Below are 23,093 nucleotides of genomic sequence, written 5' to 3'. Positions count from 1 at the left end.
CACGAAAAAACCCGCCGGACAAACCGGCGGGTTGATCTGGCTTTTGCAATCCTGAACGATCAGCCTTTGGTAACCGAACGACCGGTTGCCCCAAGATCCTTGAAAGCTTCTTCGAGGCGGGCTGCCATCGAAAGTTCGGCTTCGCGAACCCAGACGCGCGGATCGTACTGTTTTTTGTAGGGCTGATCGGTATCCGGATCGACCTGATACTTGAACGCGCGTGCGTTGGCTTCGACATATTCACCAACCGGGCGCGAATAGGCGAACTGGGTATCGGTATCGATATTCATCTTAAAGACGCCATAGCCGACTGCTTCTTCGATTTTTTCTTTTTCCGAACCCGAACCGCCATGGAACACGAAGTCCAGAGGACGGTTGCCAAGATTATGCTTTTCCGAAACGTATTTCTGGGATTCCAGAAGGATTTCCGGACGAAGTTTTACGTTACCTGGTTTGTAAACGCCATGAACGTTGCCGAATGCCGCCGCGACCGAGAAATGGCCAAGCGGAGCAAGACGGCGATATGCTTCTTCGACTTCTTCGGGACGGGTATACAGACGCGGATCGATTTCCTCGACACTGGTGTCAAGATCATGGCCGATGCCGTCTTCTTCACCGCCGGTCACGCCCAGTTCAATCTCTAGGCTCATTTCGATTTTGGCCATGCGTTTGAGGAATTCTTCGCAAGTTGACAGGTTGTCTTCGAGCGATTCCTCGGACAGGTCCAGCATGTGGGAGCTGTAAAGCGCCTTGCCGGTCTCGGCATAGGCCTTTTCGCTCCATTTCAGCATTTCATCGACCCACGGAACGAATTTCCGGTTTGCGTGGTCGGTATGCATGACGACAGCAACGCCATAATACTCAGCCATCAGTTGGGCATGACGTGCTGCCGATATAGCGCCCACGACACGGGCTGCTGCAGCGTCCTTGATGCCCTTGCCGGCAAAGAACTGTGCACCGCCATTCGAAAGCTGAATGATGATGTCAGAACCGGCATTTGCAGCGGCTTCAAGGGCGGCATTCATCGTGCTGGACGATGTGATATTGACGGCGGGAAGGGCGTAACCGTCCTGCTTGCAGGCAGCAACAAGGTCACGGTAGGCAGAACCGGTAACAACACCGGGTTTAACGGAAGGCATGTGGGTACTCCTCCTGGGGGTCAGAGTATTATTGTTTCCCCCGTGCGTACCGACTGATCCGCAGCGAGGGCGATCCGTAAGGAGCCCAATGCATCTTCCATATGCTGCGTAAGGTCAAGGTTTTCCGTTATAGACTTTAGGAAAAATTGCTGTTCACGCAGACACAGGCCGTCATGATCGGGCTCGTCGTCTGTGCGGATGATTTCGTCAGATTGTGTAAATTTTCCGGCTGCATCTGTGGCAGCATGGTGAAGCTTTAAGGCATTCGTCTTTGTATGAGTGTCGATATCAGCCGAACCGGCACCTTTTTCTTCAACATCGGTGATGGAAACGCAACCCTTGGGGCCGATCACATCTTTGACGAAAAAGGCGGTTTCGCTGATCATTGGGCCCCACCCGGCTTCGTACCAGCCAACTGATCCGTCATCAAAGCGCACCTGCAATTGGCCATAGTTATACATTTCTGGTGCAACTTCGTCAGACAGACGTACGCCGATGGCACTGACCGATACCGGTTTCGCGCCGGTCATCAGGCACATCATATCCAGATAATGCACGCCGCAATCAACAATCGGGGAAACGCTGTTAAGCAACCGTTTGTGGGTTTCCCAAAAGGCGCCGCTGCTTTGCTGGTTCAGGTTCATGCGCATGACCAGCGGCTTGCCAAGTGTCTTTGCAACTTCAACGAATTTTGCCCAAGACGGATGATGGCGAAGGATATAGCCAATCACCAGCTTCCGATCATACTTTTTGGCGGCATTTACTACACGTTCGGCATCTTCGGCGGTCGCTGCCAATGGCTTTTCAATGAAGACATGCGCCCCCGCCTCAAACGCCGTGATGGCGAATTCGGCATGGGTTTCGGTATAGGTATTGATCGAGACCGCATCGGGGCTGGTTTCCGCCAACGCAGTGTGAAAATCGGTAAATTGCGGGTAGGCGGCAAAACCATCCGGAAGGTTTTCTGCCGGGATTTCGGAGCGTGCACACAGTCCGACAATTTCGTAGCCGTCAAGCGCATGATAGGCCTTGGCGTGGGACAAACCCATATTGCCAAGACCGACGACAAGGATACGAACCGGCTTCATGCTGTGCCTCCTGATAAGTTTTTAATGCTTTGTTATGCTGAGATTATTCTGTGCCCTTGATCCAGCTGCGCGTGACGTTGTAGTCATCATCAAACAGGATCATATCGGCCTGATAACCCGGTGCGATGCGCCCCATGACGTCATCAAGTTTCAGGAATGCGGCCGGATACAGGGATGCCATGCGAAGGGCTTCCCCAAGATCAATGCCGACCATTTCAACGCAGTTTTTAACCGCGGCGATCATATCGAGGTCTGATCCAGCCAATGTACCGTCAGCCAATGCGCAGCGACCATCGGCGGCAATGATTTCCTCGCCCCCCAGAACAAAACGTTTTTCGTCTGCTCCGACCGTTGGCATGGCGTCGGTCACCAGCATGATTTTGCCTTTGGCCTTGGCATGAATGGCCACTTTCAGAACGGCCGGATGCACGTGATAGCCATCAGCAATCAGGCCGCACCAAGTGTTGTCGTCGGCCATCGCTGTACCGGCAACACCGGGTTCACGGTGGGTCATCGGGCTCATGGCATTAAACAAATGCGTGAAGCCCCGCATGCCTTCGGCAATGGCAGCCTGCATGTGGCTATAAGTGCCCGCAGTATGACCGGCGCAAACCAGAACGCCACGATCGGCCAGCTTTTTAATTGTGCCTTTGGCGGCCTTTTCCGGGGCCATGGTCACCAGAACGCGGCCATTGGGCAGGCGGGTCAGAAGGTCAATCGCGTCATCTTCCATCGGGCGGATGATATTGGCGTCATGCACACCTTTGCGCTCGGCATTCAGATACGGACCTTCAAGATGAATGCCGACAATACCCGGAATGTTCTGATTGATTGCATCGGTGACGGCCTTAATCGCGGATTCCATTTTATCACGGTGATCGGTGATTAGGGTCGGCAGCATGGCGGTTGTACCGTATTTACGATGACCCGCCATGATCGCGCGAATACCGTCGATATTTGGTTCGTCATTTAGCAAGACGCCGCCGCCACCATTGACCTGAACATCGATAAGGCCGGGCGCAAGTATCTGATTTCCTGCATCAATCACCAAGATATTTTCTGGGATATGGCGGTTTCCGACAATCGCATCGACCTTCCCGTCGCGAACAATGACGGCCTTTTCGGACTGGAAATCGGTGCCGTCAAAAACGCGCGCATTGGTGATTGCAAAATCGGTCATCAGTGCGTCTCCGTGACTTTGGACAGGTGCGGCGGCGCATCAGGATTGCACCCGCGCTCCAAGGCAACATGTTCTGCCAAGGTATAGAATGTCTGGATCATAGCGATGGGGGCCAGAAGAGGGTGGATATCCTCGACCACAGGAAGATGGCCCTTGATATCGGCGTGACCGGTTTCGGCCGCAAAAAGGTTATCGGTTTTCGCCCGCATTTCTTCGAGGAAACCCTCGACACTTTCGCGCGACGCATCCTGTTGGGAAAAGACAAGCAAAGGGAAATCCTTGGTCACCAGTGCCATCGGGCCGTGTTTGACCTCGGCCGCGCTAAAAGCTTCGGCGTGCAGGCCGCTGGTTTCCTTGAATTTAAGGGCAGCTTCCTGTGCAATGGCAAAAGCAGGGCCGCGACCGATCACATAAAGACCGTCTGATTTTACAATCGCATCGGCAGCATCAAGCCAATCCTTGCCAAGTGCCTTTTCAAGTGATGCGGGCAAGGTGACAAGTGCCTTGTTGAATGCCGGATCCTGCGTCCATCCGCCAACGATCTGTGCGATGGCAGACAATGTTGCGATATAGGATTTGGTCGCGGCAACACTGGTTTCAAGGCCCGCCATCAGCGGAATGACGTGATCGACAGTATTGGCCAACGGGGAATCGGTCACATTGACCAATGCAACCGTGCGGGCACCGGCATCACGGGCGGCCACGGCATTTTTAACCAAATCAGGACTTTTGCCTGATTGGGATACGGCAATGAACAGGGCGTCCTTGCTGGCAATCGACCGGTTATAAATCGAAACAATAGACGGGGCCGCTGACACCACGGGAATGCCAAGCTGGCTTTCGATCAGGTATTTTGCATAAAGCGTTGCGTGGTCGGAACTGCCGCGTCCGCAGGTCACAACGAATTTCGGCGGATTGGCGCGCAGATCAGAAACCAGAGCATCAATTGCAGCCTTGTTGTGATCAAGCTGCTTGGCAACGACGACCGGGGCTTCGGCCAGTTCGCGGCCCATCTGGGTTTTTGGAGTCCAGCGTGTGCTCATATCCTTGGTTTCCTTAAAGCTTTTTGAGGTGGCGCAAGACGAGATAATTGTCAGCGTGCGTCGACCTGCATTTCGGCAATGAAGTCGTAACTGTCGCCGCGATAATAGGAACGGGTGAATTCGACCGGTGTGCCGTTGGCAAGGAAGGAACGCCGTTCGATATAAAGGGCGGCACTGCCATCGGGAACGCCAAGGATTTTGGCGGTTTCCCCGTCAAACAATTCAGCCCGTAGACGCTGAAGCGCGCGTTCCGGCTTTTTGCCGTATTTTGCCAGCGCATCATAAAGCGACTTTTCGACTTCATCGGGGCTTGGCAGAAAAGCCCTTGGCACGACCGCATATTCAAGTGCCATTGGTTTTTCGTTGGCTGTACGCAGGCGCCGTAGCCGGGTTACTTCGGTGCCGGGTGACAGGTTTAACGCCATAGCTTCTTCGGGCGATGCATGACCAAGGGTCTTTTCAATCCAGACTGCCCCCGGGTTCATGCCGCGTGTGATCATGTCCTCGGTGAAGGAGGTCAGGCGTGACAATGCCTGTTCAACACGTGGGGCAACAAAGGTTCCTGCGCCATGACGCTGGACAAGGACGCCTTCCTCGACAAGGGCCCGCATCGAATTGCGAACGGTAACGCGTGAAATGCCAAGTTCATTGGCTAGGTCGCGTTCACTTGGCAGCGCATCGTCTACTTTCAGGATACCATCATCAATAACGGCCTTGATGGCCGTTTGTAGGCGGCGATAAAGCGGGCCATGACCGATATTTTCGATGTCTCGGGCACGCAGGCTTGCAATGACGTCGGCTGTACTGATCATGCGTGCACCTTTTGATGTTTCCTGGCCATCAGGATTGCCCCATGCAGGGCATCGTTTTGCGCCGGAACCAGATCGGGCCGGATATCATCGGGCATGCGTTTTGCCATTTGTTCGGCAAGGCCCCCCATCAAACTCAGCCGTTTTGCCCCAAATTCCTGAAGCTTGTGCAGGATGTTGCGATTGGCGGTTACCGCGACATTGATAATGTCGGCGGCAATGGTGTCACCATGGCTGTCGGCATCGAAAACCATCGGGCAGAATGCGCCATAATCCGCCGGTCGGGCCTTCTCGGCGAAGGCAACGATTTCTTCGGGACTGTTATGGAAATGCAACATGATGGTGCGTGTCAGTTCGGATGACGGGGCTAAATCCTCGTGGGCGAGCAGGGCGGTTTCGATGGCTGTTCTCCCAATACGGGCACCGCTTCCGATATCGGAAATTTCAAACCCCCAACCGGCAAGCGCCAGTTCGCGACCGGCAACAATCGCTTGGCCACAGGTGCCGGTTCCGACTATCAAAATAGCACCGTCTGCGCCATCATGTGCGCCAAGACACGCGGTATAGGCATCGGTCGCAAAACAAACACTGGCAAACGGGTGAGCATAGGATTCGGCAAGTTTGCGTTCGCGCTCTAACGGTAATCCGGCCAGTCCAAGGCCTGCATGCAAATCCGAAAGGCGACGATCCGAAAGCCCGGCTTGTTCGAGTGCCATGGTTGCTGCGGCAATGATTTCGCCAAAGACATGATCGATTCCAAGGCGGGTATTCGCACCACCTCGCACGGCTTCACCAAGTATGGCGCCTGCATCATTTACAATGCGTGCGCGGCAGCGCGTGCCGCCACCATCAATGCCAAGGTAAAGCTTTTCTTTTTGTGCGTTTTGCATTCCGACCATCCCTAACTGATGGGATCATAGCAGAGTGGTATCTTAAAAAGCAATACCAATATAAATCCACTAATGTTGTTTCTGGTCCCATTTTGGCATTATGCTGATGAAGTCGATGCCACAGTAATAAATTGAAAATGCCTTTTATCTATTTGAAAATAAGTAAAATATGAGGTGAAGTTATGTAAATTTCGGGGTGTGTGCAGGAAGTGCCTTGCCTTGCTGGTATCATAATGGTATTTAATTGGTGGAGGGAGATTGGAAAATGGCATCACGCACCGAAGAATTTGATATGCGCTTTGCCGGGTTGGATCAGTGGTCCGACGCCGATTTCCTTATGGCTTTGTGGGAAGGCCAGATGCGCGCGGTCGCATCGCTAGGGCCGGTCCTGACGGATCTGGCGACAGCCGCAAACGGGATAGCAGGTCGCCTGGGGGGCGGCGGGCGTCTCGTTTATGTTGGTGCCGGAACTTCCGGCACGGTGGCATGGCAGGATGCCAAGGAACTTGGCGGAACGTTTGGCTGGCCTGAAGACATGACCATCGTCATGCTGGCCGGTGGCTTGCAAAGCGAGCCGGGCGTATTCAATTCCGCCGAAGACGATAGCAAAGCCGCCGAAGACGAAATTACCCGACATTGCATAGGTGAAGGTGACGCGGTTATTGCCGTCGCCGCCAGCGGCTCGACGCCTTATACCTTGTACGCGGTTGATCTGGCGCGCAAGCGCGGTGCTTATACAGTTGGTCTTTGCAACAACCCCGATGGCAAACTTTTGACCGCGGCAGCGTGCGGTATCTTTCTTGATAGTGCGCCCGAAGTTATTGCCGGTTCAACCCGCATGGGGGCAGGGACTGCGCAGAAGGCCGCCATCAATATCCTTTCATCGCTTGTCATGAACAAGCTTGGGCGTCTTTTCGACAACCTGATGGTCGGCATGCGTGCCGAAAACATCAAGTTACATGGTCGCGCGATCCGCATTACCAGCCATATTGCCGGTTGCGATGGGCATAACGCCGAAAGCGCCCTTGAAAAAGCGCAGTTTGATATCCGCATCGCGGTCCTGATTGCCAAAGGGCACGAGGCCGCGAAAGCCAAAGAAATTCTTGCGATGTTTAACGGAAATCTCCGGGCAGCGCTTGAGTATAAGGACTGACATCTGCAGAGATAGTAGTCCACCGACATTGATCAGAGGAGGCATAAATGTCGAATAAAGTGTTTGCAAAAGGCCTGGCAGTGGCTCTGGCGGCAAGTGTCGCCCTGGTTCCGTTGATGGCATCTGCTGGCGAACTCGTGATCGAGAGCTGGCGTAACGACGATATCGATATCTGGAATGATCAGATTATTCCGGCCTTTAAAAAGGAACATCCGGAAATTAAGGTGACTTTCTCGCCGACCCCGCCGACCGATTACAACGCGCTGATCAATGCGAAATTCGCTGGCGGCACGGCTGGCGATCTGATCACGTGCCGTCCGTTCGATGCGTCGCTTGAACTTTACAAGCAGGGCAATCTTGTTCCGCTTGACGATATAGCGGGCATGGACAATTTCTCCGATGTCGCGAAATCCGCATGGCAGACGGATGATGGTTCCGTCACTTTTTGCCTGCCGATGGCGTCGGTTATTCATGGCTTCATCTATAACAAGGAAGCCTTTGAGGCAGCCGGTGTAGAAGTGCCGAAGACCCGTGCAGAATTCTATGCTGCCCTTGATAAAATCAAGGAAGAAGGCAGCTATATCCCTATGGCGATGGGGACTGCCGATCAGTGGGAGGCCGCAACCATGGGTTTCCAGAACATTGGTCCGAATTACTGGAAAGGCGAAGAGGGCCGCAAAGCCTTGATCGATGGCAGCCAGAAATTCACCGATAAACCGTATGTTGACACCTTTACCGAATTGGCAAGCTGGGCAAACTATCTTCCGGACGGTTATGAAGCCATTTCCTATCCGGATGCGCAGAACCTGTTCTCGCTTGGCCGTGCGGCTGTCTATCCGGCTGGGTCGTGGGATATTTCGCTGTTTAACAGCCAAGCCGAATTTGAATTTGGCGCATTCCCGCCGCCCCCGGCAGAGGGTTCGGACACCTGCTATATCAGTGACCACACCGATATCGCGCTGGGCTTGAATGCCAAATCGCCGAATGCTGCCGAGGCAAAGGTCTTCCTCGAATGGATGACTGGCTCGGAATTTGCGTCGCTTTACTCCAACGCGCTTCCAGGCTTCTTCTCGTTGTCGAACCACAAGGTCGAAATCACCGATCCGGTTGCCAACGAGTTCGTGAGCTGGCGTCAGAAATGCGAATCAACCATTCGTAACTCGTATCAGATTTTATCGCGTGGCACGCCGAACCTTGAAAACGAACTGTGGAATATTTCCGCACAGGTTATCAACGGAACAGTTACTCCGGAAGAAGCAGGTAAAGCCGCTGAATCCGGACTTGCGAAGTGGTATGCGCCGCATCAGTAAGACCTGACTACAGATGGCAGGTGACTTCTTGCGCCTGCCATCCTTGTATCTACCGGGTATCTTGCAGTTTCGAACATCACGCCGATTGACAAACGGGGCGGACAGGACTGCAATCAGGCGCTCAGATGAACGCTTTCGACCGGGGACGCGTTCCCCGTACGCTTAATCTCAGAAAGACAGGATAAGGTATGGCGCATTCCGGGCCCATGACCGATTGGCGCAAGGCAAAACTGCCTGTGTTTGCCTTTCTGGCACCAGCGACGATCATCTACACATTGTTCATGATCTATCCGCTGATCGATTCCATTCGCCTCAGTTTTTATTCCACGCCAAACGGCGGGGAAATGGCCTTTGTCGGGCTCGATAACTATCGAACCATTCTGGGCGATCCGGACTGGTCTGCGACGTTTTGGAACAGTTTCTGGAACAATATGAAATTCTTTGCGGTTCACATGCTGGTGCAGAACCCTATCGGGATCGCGCTTGCGGGTATTTTGAGCCTGCCGCAACTGAGGTTCCGCAATACCTATCGCACGATGATGATCATGCCAACCATGCTGTCGGTGGTGATTGTCGGTTTCATCTGGCAACTGATCCTGAGCCCTGTCTGGGGTGTTGGCGTCGATATCCTTGATATTTTCGGCCTGAAATCGCTGTTTGGTCCGTGGCTTGGCAAGGAAGGTTCGGCCCTGATCACGCTTTCCTTTATCTCGGTCTGGCAGTGGGTTGGTATTCCGCTGATGCTGATTTATGCGGCACTTCTGGCGATCCCCGACGATCTTGTCGACGCGGCAATTGTCGACGGCGCAACCCATTTCGAGGTGTTCCTGCATATCAAGCTGCCGCTGGTTCTGCCGACGGTTGCGATGGTATCGATCCTGACATTTGTTGGTAATTTCAATGCGTTCGATCTGATTTATGCTGTAAAGGGTGCGTTGGCGGGACCGAATTTCTCGACCGACATCATGGGTACGCTGTTCTATCGCACATTCTTTGGCTACCAGTTGCAGCTTGGCGATCCAAGCCTTGGTGCCACTGTTGCCTCGCTGATGTTTCTGATCATTCTTGCCGGTGTTCTTTTCTATCTGTTCGCCGTGCAGCGCCGTCTGGCGCGCTACCAGCTGTAAGGAGGCGGCAAGATCATGATGACTAAAAATATCCGTCGTGAAGACATGTCGCGTGCCGTGATCGTGCATGCGATCCTGCTGACCTACACGCTGGTGGCGCTGTATCCGATCTTTCTTGTGATCATCAACGCCTTCAAATCCCGCAAAGGGATTTTCAGCGCCCCGATGAGCCTACCGAACGCTGAAACCTTCAGTCTTGAAGGCTTCACCAAGGTTCTGGCGAGATCGAATTTCGAGCTGTTTTTCTTTAACAGCTTCACCGTCACGGTCGTGACCATCGTTATTGTTCTGCTGCTTGCTTCCATGGCTGCCTGGGCGCTTTCGGAATACAAGTTTCCCGGCAATACCTGGCTTGCGCTTTATCTGGCGATTGGCATCATGGTGCCGATCCGGTTGGGCTCGGTTTCGATCCTGAACCTGATTGTTGAATTGGGCCTGATCAATACGCTGACTGCTCTTATCCTTGTCTATGTCGCGCAGGGACTGCCGTTGGCGATCTTTATCCTGACCGAATTCATGCACCAGATACCCAAGGATTTGAAAGAAGCCGCCCGTTGCGATGGGGTTGGTGAATTTAAGATTTTCTTTGCGGTTATTCTGCCGCTGATCCGGCCGGCCGTGGCAACGGTCGCAGTATTTACCATGATCCCGATCTGGAATGACCTTTGGTTCCCGCTGATTCTGGCACCGGGTGATGGCAAGCAAACCATCACGCTGGGGATCCAACAATTCATTGGGCAGTATGTGACCGACTGGAATGCGGTTCTGGCATCGCTGAGCCTCGCGATCATTCCGATCCTGATCCTTTATTTGATTTTCTCCCGACAACTCATTCGCGGCCTGACATCTGGCGCGGTGAAATGAGTATTGGTGTGACAGGAGCTTACCTAAATGGCTGATTTGAAACTTGACCAGATCCGAAAAAGCTATGGCGCTGTTGATGTGCTGCATGGCATCGATCTGGATGTTAAGGACGGCGAGTTTGTTGTCTTTGTGGGGCCGTCGGGCTGCGGAAAATCGACGTTGCTTCGCATCATCGCCGGTCTGGAAGACATCACCGGTGGTGATCTGATGATCGGTGGGGACGTCGTGAATACCAAAAGCCCGCGCGACCGCGGGATTGCCATGGTGTTCCAGTCCTATGCGCTTTATCCGCATATGACGGTTTACAAGAACATGGCGTTTGGCCTTAAACTGGCCAATCACAACAAGGCCGCAATTGATCAGCGCGTGCGCGAGGCCGCCCGCATTCTGCAACTGGACCAGCTTCTGGATCGCCGTCCGTCTGAATTGTCGGGTGGACAGCGCCAGCGCGTGGCGATTGGCCGCGCGATTGTGCGCCAACCGAAAGTATTCCTGTTTGACGAACCGCTATCGAACCTTGATGCCGCATTGCGTGTGCAGACCCGCATCGAGATTGCCAAGCTGCATCAGGAACTGAAGTCGACGATTGTCTATGTCACGCATGATCAGGTCGAAGCGATGACGCTTGCCGACAAGATTGTTGTGATGAATGCTGGCAATGTCGAGCAGGTCGGATCTCCGATGCAGCTTTATCATCATCCGCAAACACGCTTTGTTGCCGGTTTTATCGGATCGCCTGCGATGAATTTCACAACGGTTCATATTGATGCCGTCGAACAGGGCAAGGTAACCGTCACCGTGCCGGGAGGCGCCAAGGCTGTTCTGCCGTTTGACGTGCCTGCTGGTGATGTCGGCAAGGATGTCGAACTGGGAGTCCGGCCGGAGCATCTTTCACCGGGTGAGCAGGGGGATTTGTCGATTTCCGGCGAGGTCGATGTTGTCGAGAAGCTCGGCGACTCTACCTATCTGTACCTCAAGCTGGAGAACGGGGACCGCTTCACAGTTCGCGCGCCTGGCCACAGCCGTATTAAAATTGGCGAAACTGTCAGTGCAGCAGCCGAAGCCGGGGCTTCTCACCTGTTTGATGCCAACGGAAAGGCCTATGACAAGCTTCAATGCCCAGCGGAATATAGTGCCGACGAATAGGGCTTAGCTTCCAGATGTTTAGATATGAAGGGGCTGCCGGTTTGGCGGCCCCTTTTTTATTCGCAAACAGATACCTTTCGGTGCTGAAACCCGGAAAAATTGTTGCAGAAGTTTAACTTGCGGAAAGTCTGGTTCCGCAGCGAGAATTGAAATGAATTGTTCAAAAGAACGCAAAATGATCGATTTTGCTTTCGTTTCAACAAAGTTTCTTGCGATACTGGTGCGGTCCCGGAACGTTTGCAATGTCACAGAATACATTGACGCCGGACAGGGGAAGTGCCGTCACGTCAACAGAGAGGTAAAATAATGTCGAAAAAGCATGGCGCACTGCGCGGTTCTCTGCTTGGGCTTACCGCCCTTGCCGGAATGGTGATGCTTGGCCAAACCGCACAGGCCGAAGAACTTCGGTTGCTGACCTGGGGTGGGTATGCACCGGATGACGTCGTCGAGATGTTTGAAAAAGAGACGGGCATCGACGTTGAAGTCACGCTTTCGAACAACGAAGACATGATTTCCAAGTTGCGTGCAACGGGTGGCGGCGGTTTTGACCTCGCTCAGCCGTCACAGGATCGCATTTCAGGTGCACAGCTTGAATACGGCATTTATAAGCCGATCGACCTTTCCAAGATTGATGCCGCCAAATTCATTCCGTCGATGCTTGAAGCAACCAAGAAAAACACCACGCTTGAGGGCGAGGTTTATGGTGTTCCGCATGTCTGGGGCACCAGCGGCCTGATCGTTGACACTTCCAAGGCTGGTGACGTCAAGGATTACACCGATCTTTGCAATGCCGACATTTCTGGCAAGGTTTCCTATCGCCTGAAACGTCCGACATTGATCGGATTTGCCTTTGCAATGGGGATGGACCCGTTCGCGGCTTATGGCGACGAAGCGAAGTATCAGGAAATTCTTGATGCTGTTGAAAAGAAACTGGTCGAATGCAAACCGAACGTCAAAACCTACTGGGAAGGGGGCGATGCGCTTCTGAACCTTGTGCGTTCGGGCGAAGTGGTTGCTGCAATGGCATGGGATACCGGTGGCTGGAAGCTCAATAACGACAACGCCGATATCACGTTTGTTGCCCCGGCATCTGGTGCTCTGGGCTGGATCGATACCTTCGTGCTGCCGCGCAAATCCGAAAACGAAGATGCCGCTTACAAGTGGATCAACTTCGTTATGCAGCCTGAAATTGCTGCGAAAATTACGGCAAGTGCCGGTAACTTTACCGCATCGAAAGGTGCAGACGAGTTTGCCGATGACAAGCTGAAGGCACAGTTCCAGAGCAGCTTCCCGGCCGAAGCTCTTGATAACATTAAATGGTATCCGACAGTTCCTGCAGGTTTGGAAACCCTTGAAGGCAAAACGCTTGACCGTGTGAAAGCAGCACAGTCGTAAGCCAAGATGTTCTGGTCCTGTTTGGATCGGATGATATTGTCCCCGGCAGAAGATGCCGGGGACATTGCATTTTTTTCCTTTCTGCGATGACCGGTTTCAGGCGGACATCGGCAATTCATTTCATGCAGGCTCCCATGGCAGATCAATTCGACCTTGAATGTCGCGACGTGGTCAAAAAATTTGATGCTTTTACCGCGGTAGATTCCATTTCACTCGCGATCCCCAAAGGGTCTTTCTTTTCCATTCTGGGTCCCAGCGGTTGCGGTAAAACAACGCTATTGCGCATGCTGGCCGGTTTTCAGGCACCTACATCCGGTGACATTCTGATTAATGGTTCATCGGTGCTGGGTGTCTCGCCAAACCGTCGGCCTGTGAATATGGTTTTCCAGCATTTGGCACTTTTTCCGATGATGAATGTTGCGGAAAACGTGGCATATGGCTTGAAACGTCGCGGTGTTGACCGGTCGACAATCGAGAAGAAGGTCAATGATACGCTGGCACGTGTCGGACTGCCGGACTCAGGTCCCAAACAGATCAGCCAACTTTCAGGCGGCCAGAAACAGCGTATTGCGATCGCACGCTGTCTTGTTCTGGAACCGGCGGTGCTGCTTCTTGACGAGCCACTCGGTGCTCTGGACCTTAAATTACGAGAGCATATGAAGGTCGAACTCAAGCAATTGCAGCACGAGATTGGCACAACATTCGTTTACATCACGCATGATCAGTCCGAAGCATTGGTGATGTCCGATCAGGTGGCGGTCATGAATGCCGGCCGATTTGAGCAGGTCGGCGCACCGCAGGACCTTTATTACAATCCGCAGACGGCTTTTGTCGCCGGCTTTGTTGGCGAAAGCAATCGTTGGAAGGGAACGGTCGGCACGACACAAGACGATCAGATTATGATCAATCTGCCGACCGGTGGTTCTGTTGTCGCATCCTGCACGGTTCATCCGGAACTGAGCGAGGGCCAAACGGTTGATGTATTTGTTCGTCCCGAGGCCATTGCAATTGACGGGCAGGGCAAAACCGATAATGCCATCGGAGCAAAGGTTGAGAATGTTCTGTTTAACGGTGCCGCCAGCAGTGTGCAGGTTCGCGATAGCGCAACCGGGCACGAAATGACGGTGGCCTTGCCGCAAACAGGCGCATTCGCCAATCTGAAAGCGGGTGATACTGTCAATCTGACGTGGGCTGCGGAACAAACACGCTGTTTTGCCGCGCCTGAAAAACTGGGGACCGCAGCATGACTACCTCCGCGTCAACCGGCAAGGCAGGGGCGATGCGATTTGGTGCCTTGCTGCTTGCCATGCCCTTGCTGCTTTGGCTGTTCCTGCTTGTGATCCTGCCGCATGTGGATCTGCTTCTGGTGTCGTTGCGTGAACGGATTTCATACGGCAAGTACGAATTTAGCCTGATCAACTATATCGAGTTTTTCGTCGAACCGCTTTACTGGAATACCTATGTCCGTACCGCGGTGATGTCGCTTATGGCGACAGCACTGACCCTGATCATCGGTTTTCCGGTTTCTTATTACATTGCCAAGGTCATGCGGGGCAAAGGCAAGAATGTTTTGTTCCTTCTATGCCTGATCCCGTTCTGGGTATCGGAGCTGGTGCGTACCTTTGGTTGGATGATCCTCCTACGCGAAAGCGGCGTGATCAGCAATTTCCTGCAATGGACCGGGATCGTGGATGGCCCGGTCGAGATGCTTTACAATGATGCGACCATCATGGTGGGGCTTGTTTATACATCAATGCTGTTCATGGTTGTGCCGCTGGTGTCGGTACTTGATAGCCTTGACGACAGCCTGATCGAAGCCGGATACGACCTTGGCGGCAATGCCTTTACCGTAACCCGCGATATTGTCATTCCGCATGCCATGCCCGGTATTGCGTCCGGTTGCATAGTTGTTTTCATGCTGACACTTGGTAACTACCTGACGCCCAACCTTTTGGGCGGCAAAGATAGCCTTTGGTTCACGGAACAGATTTATACCCAGTTCATCACCCGGTTTAACTGGGAATCCGGATCGGCATTCGGGTTCCTGTTGCTGGTTCTCTCATCCCTGATTGTCTGGATCGGCCTGAAACTTAGCCGCCAGACGCTTTCAGAAACCGTGAGCTGAGGAGGCGTTATCATGATTCCAAGTATTCCCCAGCCACGTTTCTACAAGGGCATCTATACCGGGTATATCGCACTGTTTTTCATCTATCTCAGTGCGCCGCTGATTGTTGTCGGCGTGTTTGCCTTTAACGACAGCCTGTTTCCATCCATGCCGTGGGAAGGTGCCACGCTAAAATGGTTCTTTGGCAGCGAGGGGCCATATATAGGCATTTTCAATGATAGCAAACTGCTTGAAAGCGTCGGGGTTTCCGCGTTTGTCGCACTTTGTGTGACATTGCTTTCGGTTACGGTCGGAACCTGTAATGCGTTCCTGTTTGAGCGTGCTCAGTTTCCCGGTAAAAACCTTCTTTATGTCGTTGCATTGTCGCCACTGGTTATTCCGGGGGTCATTCTGGGCATATCCATCCTCGTTTTTTCCAATGCCATTGCAAATGGTGTTGAAGAAACGATTGGGTGGGATCTTGATTTCCTGCGCCCGGGATTGTTTCTGGTGATTATTGGCCAATTTGCTTTCATCACCACGATAACCACACTGGTGATATCCGCACGTCTTCGGAAATTTGATATCAGCCTGGAAGAAGCCGCCCTCAATCTGGGGGCAACACGGCAGGCTGCGCTTTGGACGATTACCATTCCATTCCTGAAACCGGCTTTGGTCGGGGCAGGGATCGTTGCATTCCTGATGTCGTTTGAAAATTTCAATACAACATTGATGCTTGTCGGCTCGGATGCACCTTTGACCATTGCCATGTTTGACCGGCTCAAACAGGGATCAACGCCAGTACTGAATGCGCTTTCGCTGTTGCTGATGATTGTTTCCGGCGGTTTGGCATTGCTTTCAGTCTTTGTTCAGCGAGACAAGAATACCTCGTAAGCCGGGCAAGTCGACAGCATGAAGCCGTGTTCGCGAATGAACATTGAACGGGCAGTCGAAAGGCTGCCCGTTTTGCACATCAAAGCCAAATCTCTGCACCAGAATATTACAGATGCACGACATCGAAATAATTATGAAAACGGCTGAAATGCTTGAAAAGCATCGAATGAATGGAATCAGCGAGAATCAAGGTCGGTTTCAATAATTGAAAACCTTTGCAAGATGTTCGATTTATGAGATGTTCATATGAACATTTGAAGGGGTCGAATGCACACTAAAAACTAAAAAACGGCAGTTTTATCGGTCATTTCGCGCATCAAAAGTAAATTTCCGAAAACTGTCACTTGAGGAAACGTCCCCCTCGAATGAAAACAAATGCGTTGTATCAAGCCGGACAACAGGCGGCTTTGGTGCGGACAAGTTTTTATTTGGGAGATAGAAGATCATGTTTCGCAAAACCCTGATGGCTGCAGCAGCAGTGTTTGCCCTTGGCAGCACCGCCAATGCCGCAACCGAAATCACATGGTGGCACGCAATGGATGGCGCACTTGGGGGTGTCGTTGACCAGATTGCAGCCGACTTCAATGCCAGCCAGGACGAGTACAAGGTTGTTGCCATCAATAAAGGTGGCTACGAAGATACGATGACTGCCGGTATCGCGGCGTTCCGCGCGAAAAACCAGCCGCATATCATCCAGATTTTTGATGCCGGTGCTGCAACCATCATTAACGCAAAGGGTGCGACCTATCCGGTTGCCGATTTGCTGCAGAAATATGGTGTTGGCTTCGACATCAATGATTATATCCCGGGTGTCCGCTATTTCTATGCTGACTCGAACGACAAGATGATCGGCATGCCGTTCAACAGTTCGACCCCGCTTTTGTATTTCAACAAGGATGCACTTGCCAAAGCCGGTGTCGAAGTTCCGAAAACCTGGCAGGAATTCGAAGAGGTAGCGCCAAAGTTGAAAGAAGCAGGCTATGAAGGTCTTGCTGAATCGCACAGCCCTTGGATTTTCTTCGAGAACTTCATGTCCCGTCATAACCTGCAGATGGCAACTGCTAATAACGGTTACGACAGCACCGATGTGAAGCTGCTCTATAACAACGATGCGCTGAAAGATCACTGGCAGCACGTCAAAGAGTGGAAAGATGCCGGTTACTTTGGCTATTATGGCCGTGCATGGGGGGCAAACCAGGATGCCTTCCTGCAGCAGAAAGCCGCAATGTGGATCGGTTCGTCCGGCTCGTTCGGTGGTTTGCAAAAATCTGCACAGTTTGAATTCGGTACCTCGACCCTCCCATATTGGGAAGGCGTTGGTGATGCGCCAAAATCCACCTTTATCGGTGGTGGGTCGCTGTTCGCTTTTTCCGGTCACTCGGATGAAGAATATAAAGGCGTTGCCAAGTTCTTCGAATTCCTGACAAAGCCGGAAACCCAGTATTACTGGCACAAGGAAACCGGCTACGTTCCTATCACGACCGCTGCTTACGAACTGGCTAAGAAAGATGGCTATTACAAGGAAAGCCCGGACGCTGAAGTGGGCATCCAGCAGCTGTCTGAAGAAGGTGGCGAGTGGACAAAGGGTTACCGTCTTGGTTTCTATGTCCAGATCCGTGAGGTCATCTATCGCGAAGTCGACAAGATGATGAATGGTGAAGCAACCATTGATCAGGCCTTTGCCGCGATTGAGGAAGAAGGCAATGCGTTGCTGAAACGCTTCAACGACACCTATTCGAACTAATCAGTATCTCGCTGACAGGGCGGCTTTAAACAGCCGCCCTGTTTTTCGATTCCTGGACCAGTCTTGGGGTTGCGTCAGCAATGAAACGCGTACAATTCGGGCATAGCCCGGTTCCTTATTTTTTTATCGCACCACAAATTCTGATTATTGCGATATTTTTCCTGTGGCCCGCGGCCCAGGCCGTTTATCAGTCTTTTCTGCTTGAAGATGCATTCGGTCTGTCTTCCCAGTTTGTATGGTTCCGAAATTTCGAAGATGTACTTGCCAGTGGGGCTTGGCTTCAGTCTGCGATATTCACCGCAGTCTTTTCCTTCCTTGTGGCCTTTATTTCCATTGCGATTTCGCTGTTTCTGGCGGTTCGCGCCGATGAAGTTATTCGCGGAGCCAAGTCATACAAGACGCTTTTGATGTGGGGGTACGCCGTTGCGCCGCCTGTGGCCGGCTTGCTGGGTAATATGTTGTTCAATCCGCTGATGGGCGACCTTTACAAGCTGTTCAACAGTTTCGGTTTCGAATTCAACCACATCCAGAATGCTGGCGATGCCGCCTTTGTCGTGACGCTGATTGCCGTCTGGAAACAGGTCAGTGTAAATTTCATCTTCTTCCTTTCGGGCTTGCAGGGGATTCCGAAATCGGTAACCGAAGCGGCGACACTGGATTGTAAAAGTGCCGAACGCCGTTTCTGGACAATTACATTTCCGCTTCTGGCGCCGACGACTTTCTTCCTTATGGTCATTAATCTGACTTACGCGTTCTTCGAGACATTCGGGATCATTGACGTTTCGACCAAAGGATCGCCCGGCGGTTCAACCGCGACCCTTGTTTACAAGGTATATGTTGACGGGTTCCTTGGCGCGGATATGGGCGGCAGTTCGGCGCAATCGGTATTGCTGATGATTATGGTAAGTGTGCTTACCGTGTTCCAGTTCCGCTTTATCGAACGCAAAGTGCACTATTAGGGGGACGCGTCATGTATCAGTCAAAGTGGCGTACAATCACCAATCACCTGATCTTGATCATTGGATCGTTGTTCATGATCCTGCCTGTCTGGATTGCATTGGTGTCTTCAACTCATACTCGCGAGTATCTTTTCCAGCATGGTTTGCAGTTCTGGTTTGGTGGGCATTTCATTGAGAATTATGGGGCAATCCTGTTTGACAGCGCCGCAACCAAGGGGCGGGTAACCGCACTTGAAATGTTGTTTAACAGCATGGTCCTCGGGCTTGGTTTTGCAATTGGCAAGGTTATCATTTCAATGATGGCGGCCTATGCGATTGTATATTTCCGGTTCAGACTGGCGGTGCCACTATTTTGGGTCATTTTCGCGACGCTTTTACTGCCGCTTGAGGTTCGTATCGTACCGTCTTACGAAGTCGTCGCTAATCTTGGTTTGCTCAATACCTATACGGGCTTGATTCTGCCTTTGATTGCTTCGGCAACCGGCACATTCTTCTTCCGGCAGTTTTATAGGTCGGTGCCCGATGAATTGCTCGAAGCCGCACGTTTGGATGGGGCAGGGCCGTTACGGTTTTTCATCGATATTCTGGTGCCGCTTTCGGTCACCATGATCGCAGCGATTTTCATCATCATGTTCGTTGTTGGCTGGAACCAGTATCTCTGGCCGTTGCTGATGACTACCGATGATCAGCTTTATACCATCGTGATCGGGATCAAGCAGGTATACAACTCGCTCTATGAAGGCGGGCAGATACCGCAATTCCCCAAGGCATTCGCATTGACGATCATGGCTACCATCCCGCCGGTGCTGGTGGTGGTAATTTTCCAGCGCATGTTCGTCAAAGGTCTGGTCGAAACCGAAAAATAGGCTCGATCAATCATTTGATGTCAGTGATTTAAAATACACAGATCCGCATACAGGATACGAAAATGGCAACTGTTACCCTTAATCGGGCTGAAAAAACCTACGCCAACGGCTTTAAGGCCCTGCATGGTATTGATCTAGAAATTGGTGACGGGGAATTCACCGTTCTGGTGGGGCCGTCCGGCTGCGGAAAATCGACACTTCTGCGCATGATTGCCGGGCTTGAAGGCATTTCAAGCGGCGAGATCAAGATTGACGACCGGGTGGTGAACAATGTCGCCCCTGCTGATCGTGATATCGCCATGGTGTTTCAAAACTACGCGCTTTATCCGCATATGACCAATTACGCCAACATGGCTTATGGGCTCAAGAACCGCGGATACAGCAAAGTCGAGATCGACACCCGCGTTCGTGATGCAGCGAAGATTTTGCAACTTGACGATTATCTGGAACGTAAACCACAGCAGCTTTCAGGCGGTCAGCGCCAGCGCGTTGCGATGGGCCGCGCGATCGTGCGTGAACCCAAAGTCTTTTTGTTTGACGAACCGTTGTCCAACCTTGATGCCAAATTGCGTGTTGATATGCGACTTGAAATCAAGAACCTTCAGCAACGCCTTGGTATTACATCTGTTTATGTGACTCATGATCAGGTTGAAGCCATGACATTGGCAGATCGCCTGATTGTCATGAATGCCGGTATCGCCGAACAGATCGGTACGCCGATTGAAATCTATGAAAAGCCTGCCAGCCTGTTCGTTGCAAGCTTCATCGGATCACCATCAATGAACTTCCTTGATGGTAAGGTTGCGGATGACAAAAGCCATGTTGTTCTGGGCGATGGCAGTAAGATTGATCTCGACCACGTAATTGACGCAGGCCGCGATCTTGTCGTTGGTGTGCGCCCGGAACATTTCACGCTTAAGGCCGATGGTAGCGGTGCATTGAAAGCCCGGGTTCGCATGATCGAGTCACTGGGGGCGGAAACCTTGATATATCTTGAGTTCGGCAAGAAGAATGAAAATGTGACCTTGCGTATGCAAGGCACACATCAGTTTGATAAAGGGCAGGAATTGTCGCTGGCAACCAGTGCAAATCTGGTTCACCTGTTCGACAAGGACAGTGGTAAACGCCTTTGATTTTCGAGTTCCCTGGTCCGTCGCAAGACGGTCTGCAGCGGCCCCGGTGCATTCATTGCGCCGGGGCTGTTTTATAAGATCACACTTGTTTGGAAAGGGTGATTTTGTTCTTGTCTCCATGCGGGCAAACAGGTAGTTCCTAGGCGCTTATAAACGCAGGAGCATCACGTGAACGCCGAACAGAAACAGGCTCTTTATCTGGAAGCCGAAAAAGAACTGATCAGCATCACCGAGGGCGAAAAAAACGTCACAGCCCTGATGGCAACGGTTAGCTGCATTCTGGCGCAAAAGTTCGACTATTATTTCTGGACAGGCTTCTATATCGTTGATCCGGAAAAAGAAAATGAACTGGTCGTTGGGCCGTATCAGGGAACTTTGGGCTGCCTGCGCATTCCGTTTGGCCGTGGTGTCTGCGGTATGGCTGCTGCGACGCTTGAAACCCAGCTTGTTGAAGATGTTCATGCCTTTCCCGGGCATATTGCCTGTGACAGCCGGTCGAACTCAGAAATCGTGGTGCCGGTTCTGAATACGCAAGGACAGTTGATTGCGGTGCTTGACGTCGATAGTGTCGACATCGGCTCGTTCGACGAGACTGATCGCGTTGCACTTGAAACTTTAATGCAGCGCATTTTTGCGCAATGATAACTCACCAGTTTCGTACATACGAAACGGCGGACAACACAAACTTTGGAAGATAACCCATGGCTGGCAGTGTCAATAAAGTCATTCTCGTCGGGAACCTCGGCCGCGACCCTGAAATCCGTTTCACCCAGGCGGGCAAAAAGATTGCCAATTTCAGCATTGCGACTTCGGAACAATGGCGTGACCGTCAGTCGGGTGAGCGCCGCGAGCGCACCGAATGGCATCGTATTGTCGTCTTCAACGAAGGCCTTGCCGACGTTGTCGAGCGCTTTGTGAAAAAAGGCAGCAAGCTTTACATCGAAGGCCAGCTCCGCACCCGCAAATGGCAGGGACAGGATGGCAAGGACAACTACACCACCGAGATCGTTCTTGAAGGCTTTAACTCGAACCTGACCATGCTGGATAACCGCGGCGAAGGTGGCGGAATGGGTGGTGGTTCCGGATCGGGCGGCGGATACGGTGCAGATAACGGTGGTGGATACGGCGGCGGTTCCGATGCTGGCTGGGGTAACAGCGGATCCTCCTCGGGTAGCGGTTCGGCACCGGCTGGCGCACCGGATCTTGATGACGAGATTCCATTCTAAGAAAATATTTGATTACAAGATTTCATTGATGCCTCCGAACATGCTTTTGTCCGGGGGCATCTTTGTTTAAATGCTAAGCAACACTAGGTTTTTTAGGTCTGTGTTAGTGTTCCGGATCGTGATTGGCGAGAAGTTGCACATAAAATGATATCCAGCGGCAAGCTAAGTCTTGAATTCATAAAGCGTCAGGCAGAAGAGGAACAAATCCTGCCGACGAACTTCAAACAGGTCAAACTGACGAAAAAGTACCTGCTGCCCCGTTTAAAGGAACTTTATGACGACATGCTGCGTCTGAGACTGCAGTTCGATCAGGAATTCGACCCGGCGAACCATCCACAAAAGGGGATTTATCCGAAAGGCTATTGTTACGAGATAACCAAGGGGGTCAAAGACCTGCTGGAACATGAACTCCGATCACCAAAGACAGCAGGACTTGCGGCGTTGCGCGATTTCTGTCTGCAGGGGGGGGGGATTGCCAAAAGGGTCTGGGGCAATCTGCGCCACGAATATTTTCAGAACGCATTCCAGTTCGGAGATCTTTATGTCGATGTTTCCAACGATACTGTAACGATCACCAAGCCAAAGGTGGAAATTCTTCCACTTGGCAAAGCCAGATTCCATTCGATTTCTGATTACGATATTTACGGCAGCTTGGCGGAAAAGTACTGGAACGGTCAGGTATATCCGAACCGGCACTTACCGGAGCTTGCCGTCATGTTCCCGATCCTGTTCGTTTCGGCCGAGGGAAACTTGCAGATGCACGCAAATTACCAGACCATCCTGTATCGGAATATGCAGCTTGATTTTGCATTGGCCGAGAAGTTCCTGAACAAGGGCAGGTTTCGTGATCGGATATTGCCTGAACACCATGTCAAACGTCTGTCGTCCGAGTTCGGTGGTCTTGAAATACCGGTATCAAATGATGACCTTAAAAAGTACTTCTCGGATGCTCGCCGCACAGAATTGCGTCTGGATGCAGTTCGGTGTCAATTGCTGCTTGATCAGGCACGGACAATTTGAAAT

22 protein-coding genes are annotated in these 23,093 nt (G+C 52.1%); 16 read left to right on the top strand and 6 right to left on the bottom strand.

Annotation, left to right across the window (positions count from 1 at the left end; genetic code table 11):
- Positions 1-59 precede the first annotated feature (59 nt).
- From fbaA to AUP42_RS03405, 6 genes are read right to left on the bottom strand one after another with little or no spacing between them, the layout of a single operon-like run.
- A complete protein-coding gene (fbaA, locus tag AUP42_RS03430) occupies positions 60-1,139 on the bottom strand; it encodes a class II fructose-bisphosphate aldolase (protein ID WP_062948920.1) in 1,080 nt (359 codons plus the stop codon).
- Between the two features lie 20 nt (positions 1,140-1,159).
- Positions 1,160-2,227: a Gfo/Idh/MocA family protein gene (locus AUP42_RS03425; RefSeq protein ID WP_062948918.1), complete on the bottom strand. Its 1,068-nt coding sequence runs from the start codon at positions 2,225-2,227 to the stop codon at positions 1,160-1,162.
- Between the two features lie 43 nt (positions 2,228-2,270).
- On the bottom strand, positions 2,271-3,407 hold the full coding sequence (gene nagA, locus AUP42_RS03420; protein ID WP_062948917.1) for an N-acetylglucosamine-6-phosphate deacetylase: 1,137 nt from the start codon (positions 3,405-3,407) through the stop codon (positions 2,271-2,273).
- Entirely contained in the window at positions 3,407-4,450 is a 1,044-nt protein-coding gene (locus AUP42_RS03415; protein WP_062948916.1) for an SIS domain-containing protein, read from the bottom strand. The genes nagA and AUP42_RS03415 overlap by 1 nt, the downstream gene beginning before the upstream one ends.
- A 50-nt stretch (positions 4,451-4,500) precedes the next feature.
- Positions 4,501-5,262: a GntR family transcriptional regulator gene (locus AUP42_RS03410; protein ID WP_062948914.1), complete on the bottom strand. Its 762-nt coding sequence runs from the start codon at positions 5,260-5,262 to the stop codon at positions 4,501-4,503.
- Entirely contained in the window at positions 5,259-6,149 is an 891-nt protein-coding gene (locus AUP42_RS03405) for a BadF/BadG/BcrA/BcrD ATPase family protein (RefSeq protein WP_062948912.1), read from the bottom strand. Before AUP42_RS03405 ends, AUP42_RS03410 begins: the two co-directional genes overlap by 4 nt.
- 265 nt (positions 6,150-6,414) lie before the next feature.
- Here AUP42_RS03405 and AUP42_RS03400 point away from each other — a divergent pair, with 265 nt between their 5' ends.
- The 16 genes from AUP42_RS03400 (at position 6,415) to AUP42_RS03325 (ending at position 23,090) form a co-directional block, all read left to right on the top strand.
- On the top strand, positions 6,415-7,302 hold the full coding sequence (locus AUP42_RS03400; protein ID WP_062948910.1) for an N-acetylmuramic acid 6-phosphate etherase: 888 nt from the start codon (positions 6,415-6,417) through the stop codon (positions 7,300-7,302).
- Between the two features lie 47 nt (positions 7,303-7,349).
- A complete protein-coding gene (locus tag AUP42_RS03395) occupies positions 7,350-8,612 on the top strand; it encodes an ABC transporter substrate-binding protein (RefSeq protein ID WP_062948908.1) in 1,263 nt (420 codons plus the stop codon).
- A 188-nt stretch (positions 8,613-8,800) separates the two neighbouring features.
- Positions 8,801-9,739 (top strand): carbohydrate ABC transporter permease, encoded by a 939-nt coding sequence (locus AUP42_RS03390; RefSeq protein WP_062948907.1) that lies wholly within the window; start codon positions 8,801-8,803, stop codon positions 9,737-9,739.
- A gap of 15 nt (positions 9,740-9,754) precedes the next feature.
- Positions 9,755-10,603 carry a carbohydrate ABC transporter permease gene (locus AUP42_RS03385; RefSeq protein ID WP_062948906.1) on the top strand — a complete coding sequence of 283 codons (849 nt, stop codon included), beginning with the start codon at positions 9,755-9,757 and terminating at the stop codon, positions 10,601-10,603.
- Between the two features lie 27 nt (positions 10,604-10,630).
- Entirely contained in the window at positions 10,631-11,749 is a 1,119-nt protein-coding gene (locus AUP42_RS03380) for an ABC transporter ATP-binding protein (RefSeq protein WP_062948904.1), read from the top strand.
- Between the two features lie 306 nt (positions 11,750-12,055).
- Positions 12,056-13,144 carry an extracellular solute-binding protein gene (locus AUP42_RS03375; protein WP_114110188.1) on the top strand — a complete coding sequence of 363 codons (1,089 nt, stop codon included), beginning with the start codon at positions 12,056-12,058 and terminating at the stop codon, positions 13,142-13,144.
- A gap of 134 nt (positions 13,145-13,278) precedes the next feature.
- A complete protein-coding gene (locus AUP42_RS03370; RefSeq protein WP_062949359.1) occupies positions 13,279-14,391 on the top strand; it encodes an ABC transporter ATP-binding protein in 1,113 nt (370 codons plus the stop codon).
- On the top strand, positions 14,388-15,269 hold the full coding sequence (locus AUP42_RS03365; RefSeq protein WP_062948902.1) for an ABC transporter permease: 882 nt from the start codon (positions 14,388-14,390) through the stop codon (positions 15,267-15,269). The genes AUP42_RS03370 and AUP42_RS03365 overlap by 4 nt, the downstream gene beginning before the upstream one ends.
- Positions 15,270-15,281: 12 nt before the next feature.
- Entirely contained in the window at positions 15,282-16,142 is an 861-nt protein-coding gene (locus AUP42_RS03360; protein ID WP_062948900.1) for an ABC transporter permease, read from the top strand.
- Positions 16,143-16,587: 445 nt separating this feature from the next.
- The gene (locus AUP42_RS03355; protein ID WP_062948898.1) at positions 16,588-17,886 is read left to right on the top strand and encodes an extracellular solute-binding protein; all 1,299 of its coding nucleotides are present in this window, start codon (positions 16,588-16,590) and stop codon (positions 17,884-17,886) included.
- Positions 17,887-17,966: 80 nt separating this feature from the next.
- Positions 17,967-18,845 (top strand): ABC transporter permease subunit, encoded by an 879-nt coding sequence (locus AUP42_RS03350; protein WP_062948896.1) that lies wholly within the window; start codon positions 17,967-17,969, stop codon positions 18,843-18,845.
- A gap of 11 nt (positions 18,846-18,856) precedes the next feature.
- The gene (gene ugpE, locus AUP42_RS03345) at positions 18,857-19,711 is read left to right on the top strand and encodes a sn-glycerol-3-phosphate ABC transporter permease UgpE (protein WP_062948894.1); all 855 of its coding nucleotides are present in this window, start codon (positions 18,857-18,859) and stop codon (positions 19,709-19,711) included.
- 62 nt (positions 19,712-19,773) lie between these two features.
- Positions 19,774-20,844: a sn-glycerol-3-phosphate import ATP-binding protein UgpC gene (locus AUP42_RS03340; RefSeq protein ID WP_062948892.1), complete on the top strand. Its 1,071-nt coding sequence runs from the start codon at positions 19,774-19,776 to the stop codon at positions 20,842-20,844.
- Between the two features lie 168 nt (positions 20,845-21,012).
- Complete coding sequence (locus tag AUP42_RS03335) at positions 21,013-21,486, top strand: GAF domain-containing protein (RefSeq protein ID WP_062948890.1); 474 nt, start codon at positions 21,013-21,015, stop codon at positions 21,484-21,486.
- A gap of 59 nt (positions 21,487-21,545) precedes the next feature.
- On the top strand, positions 21,546-22,070 hold the full coding sequence (gene ssb / locus AUP42_RS03330; RefSeq protein ID WP_062948888.1) for a single-stranded DNA-binding protein: 525 nt from the start codon (positions 21,546-21,548) through the stop codon (positions 22,068-22,070).
- Between the two features lie 144 nt (positions 22,071-22,214).
- Positions 22,215-23,090, top strand: a complete 876-nt coding sequence (locus AUP42_RS03325; protein ID WP_062948886.1) for a hypothetical protein — start codon at positions 22,215-22,217, stop codon at positions 23,088-23,090.
- Positions 23,091-23,093: the final 3 nt, after the last annotated feature.

Origin of the sequence: Thalassospira lucentensis (assembly GCF_001613805.1) — a bacterium.
GTDB lineage: Bacteria > Pseudomonadota > Alphaproteobacteria > Rhodospirillales > Thalassospiraceae > Thalassospira > Thalassospira lucentensis_A.
Note: the sequence above shows the minus strand (reverse complement) of the source record. Positions and strands in the feature narration are given on the sequence as shown.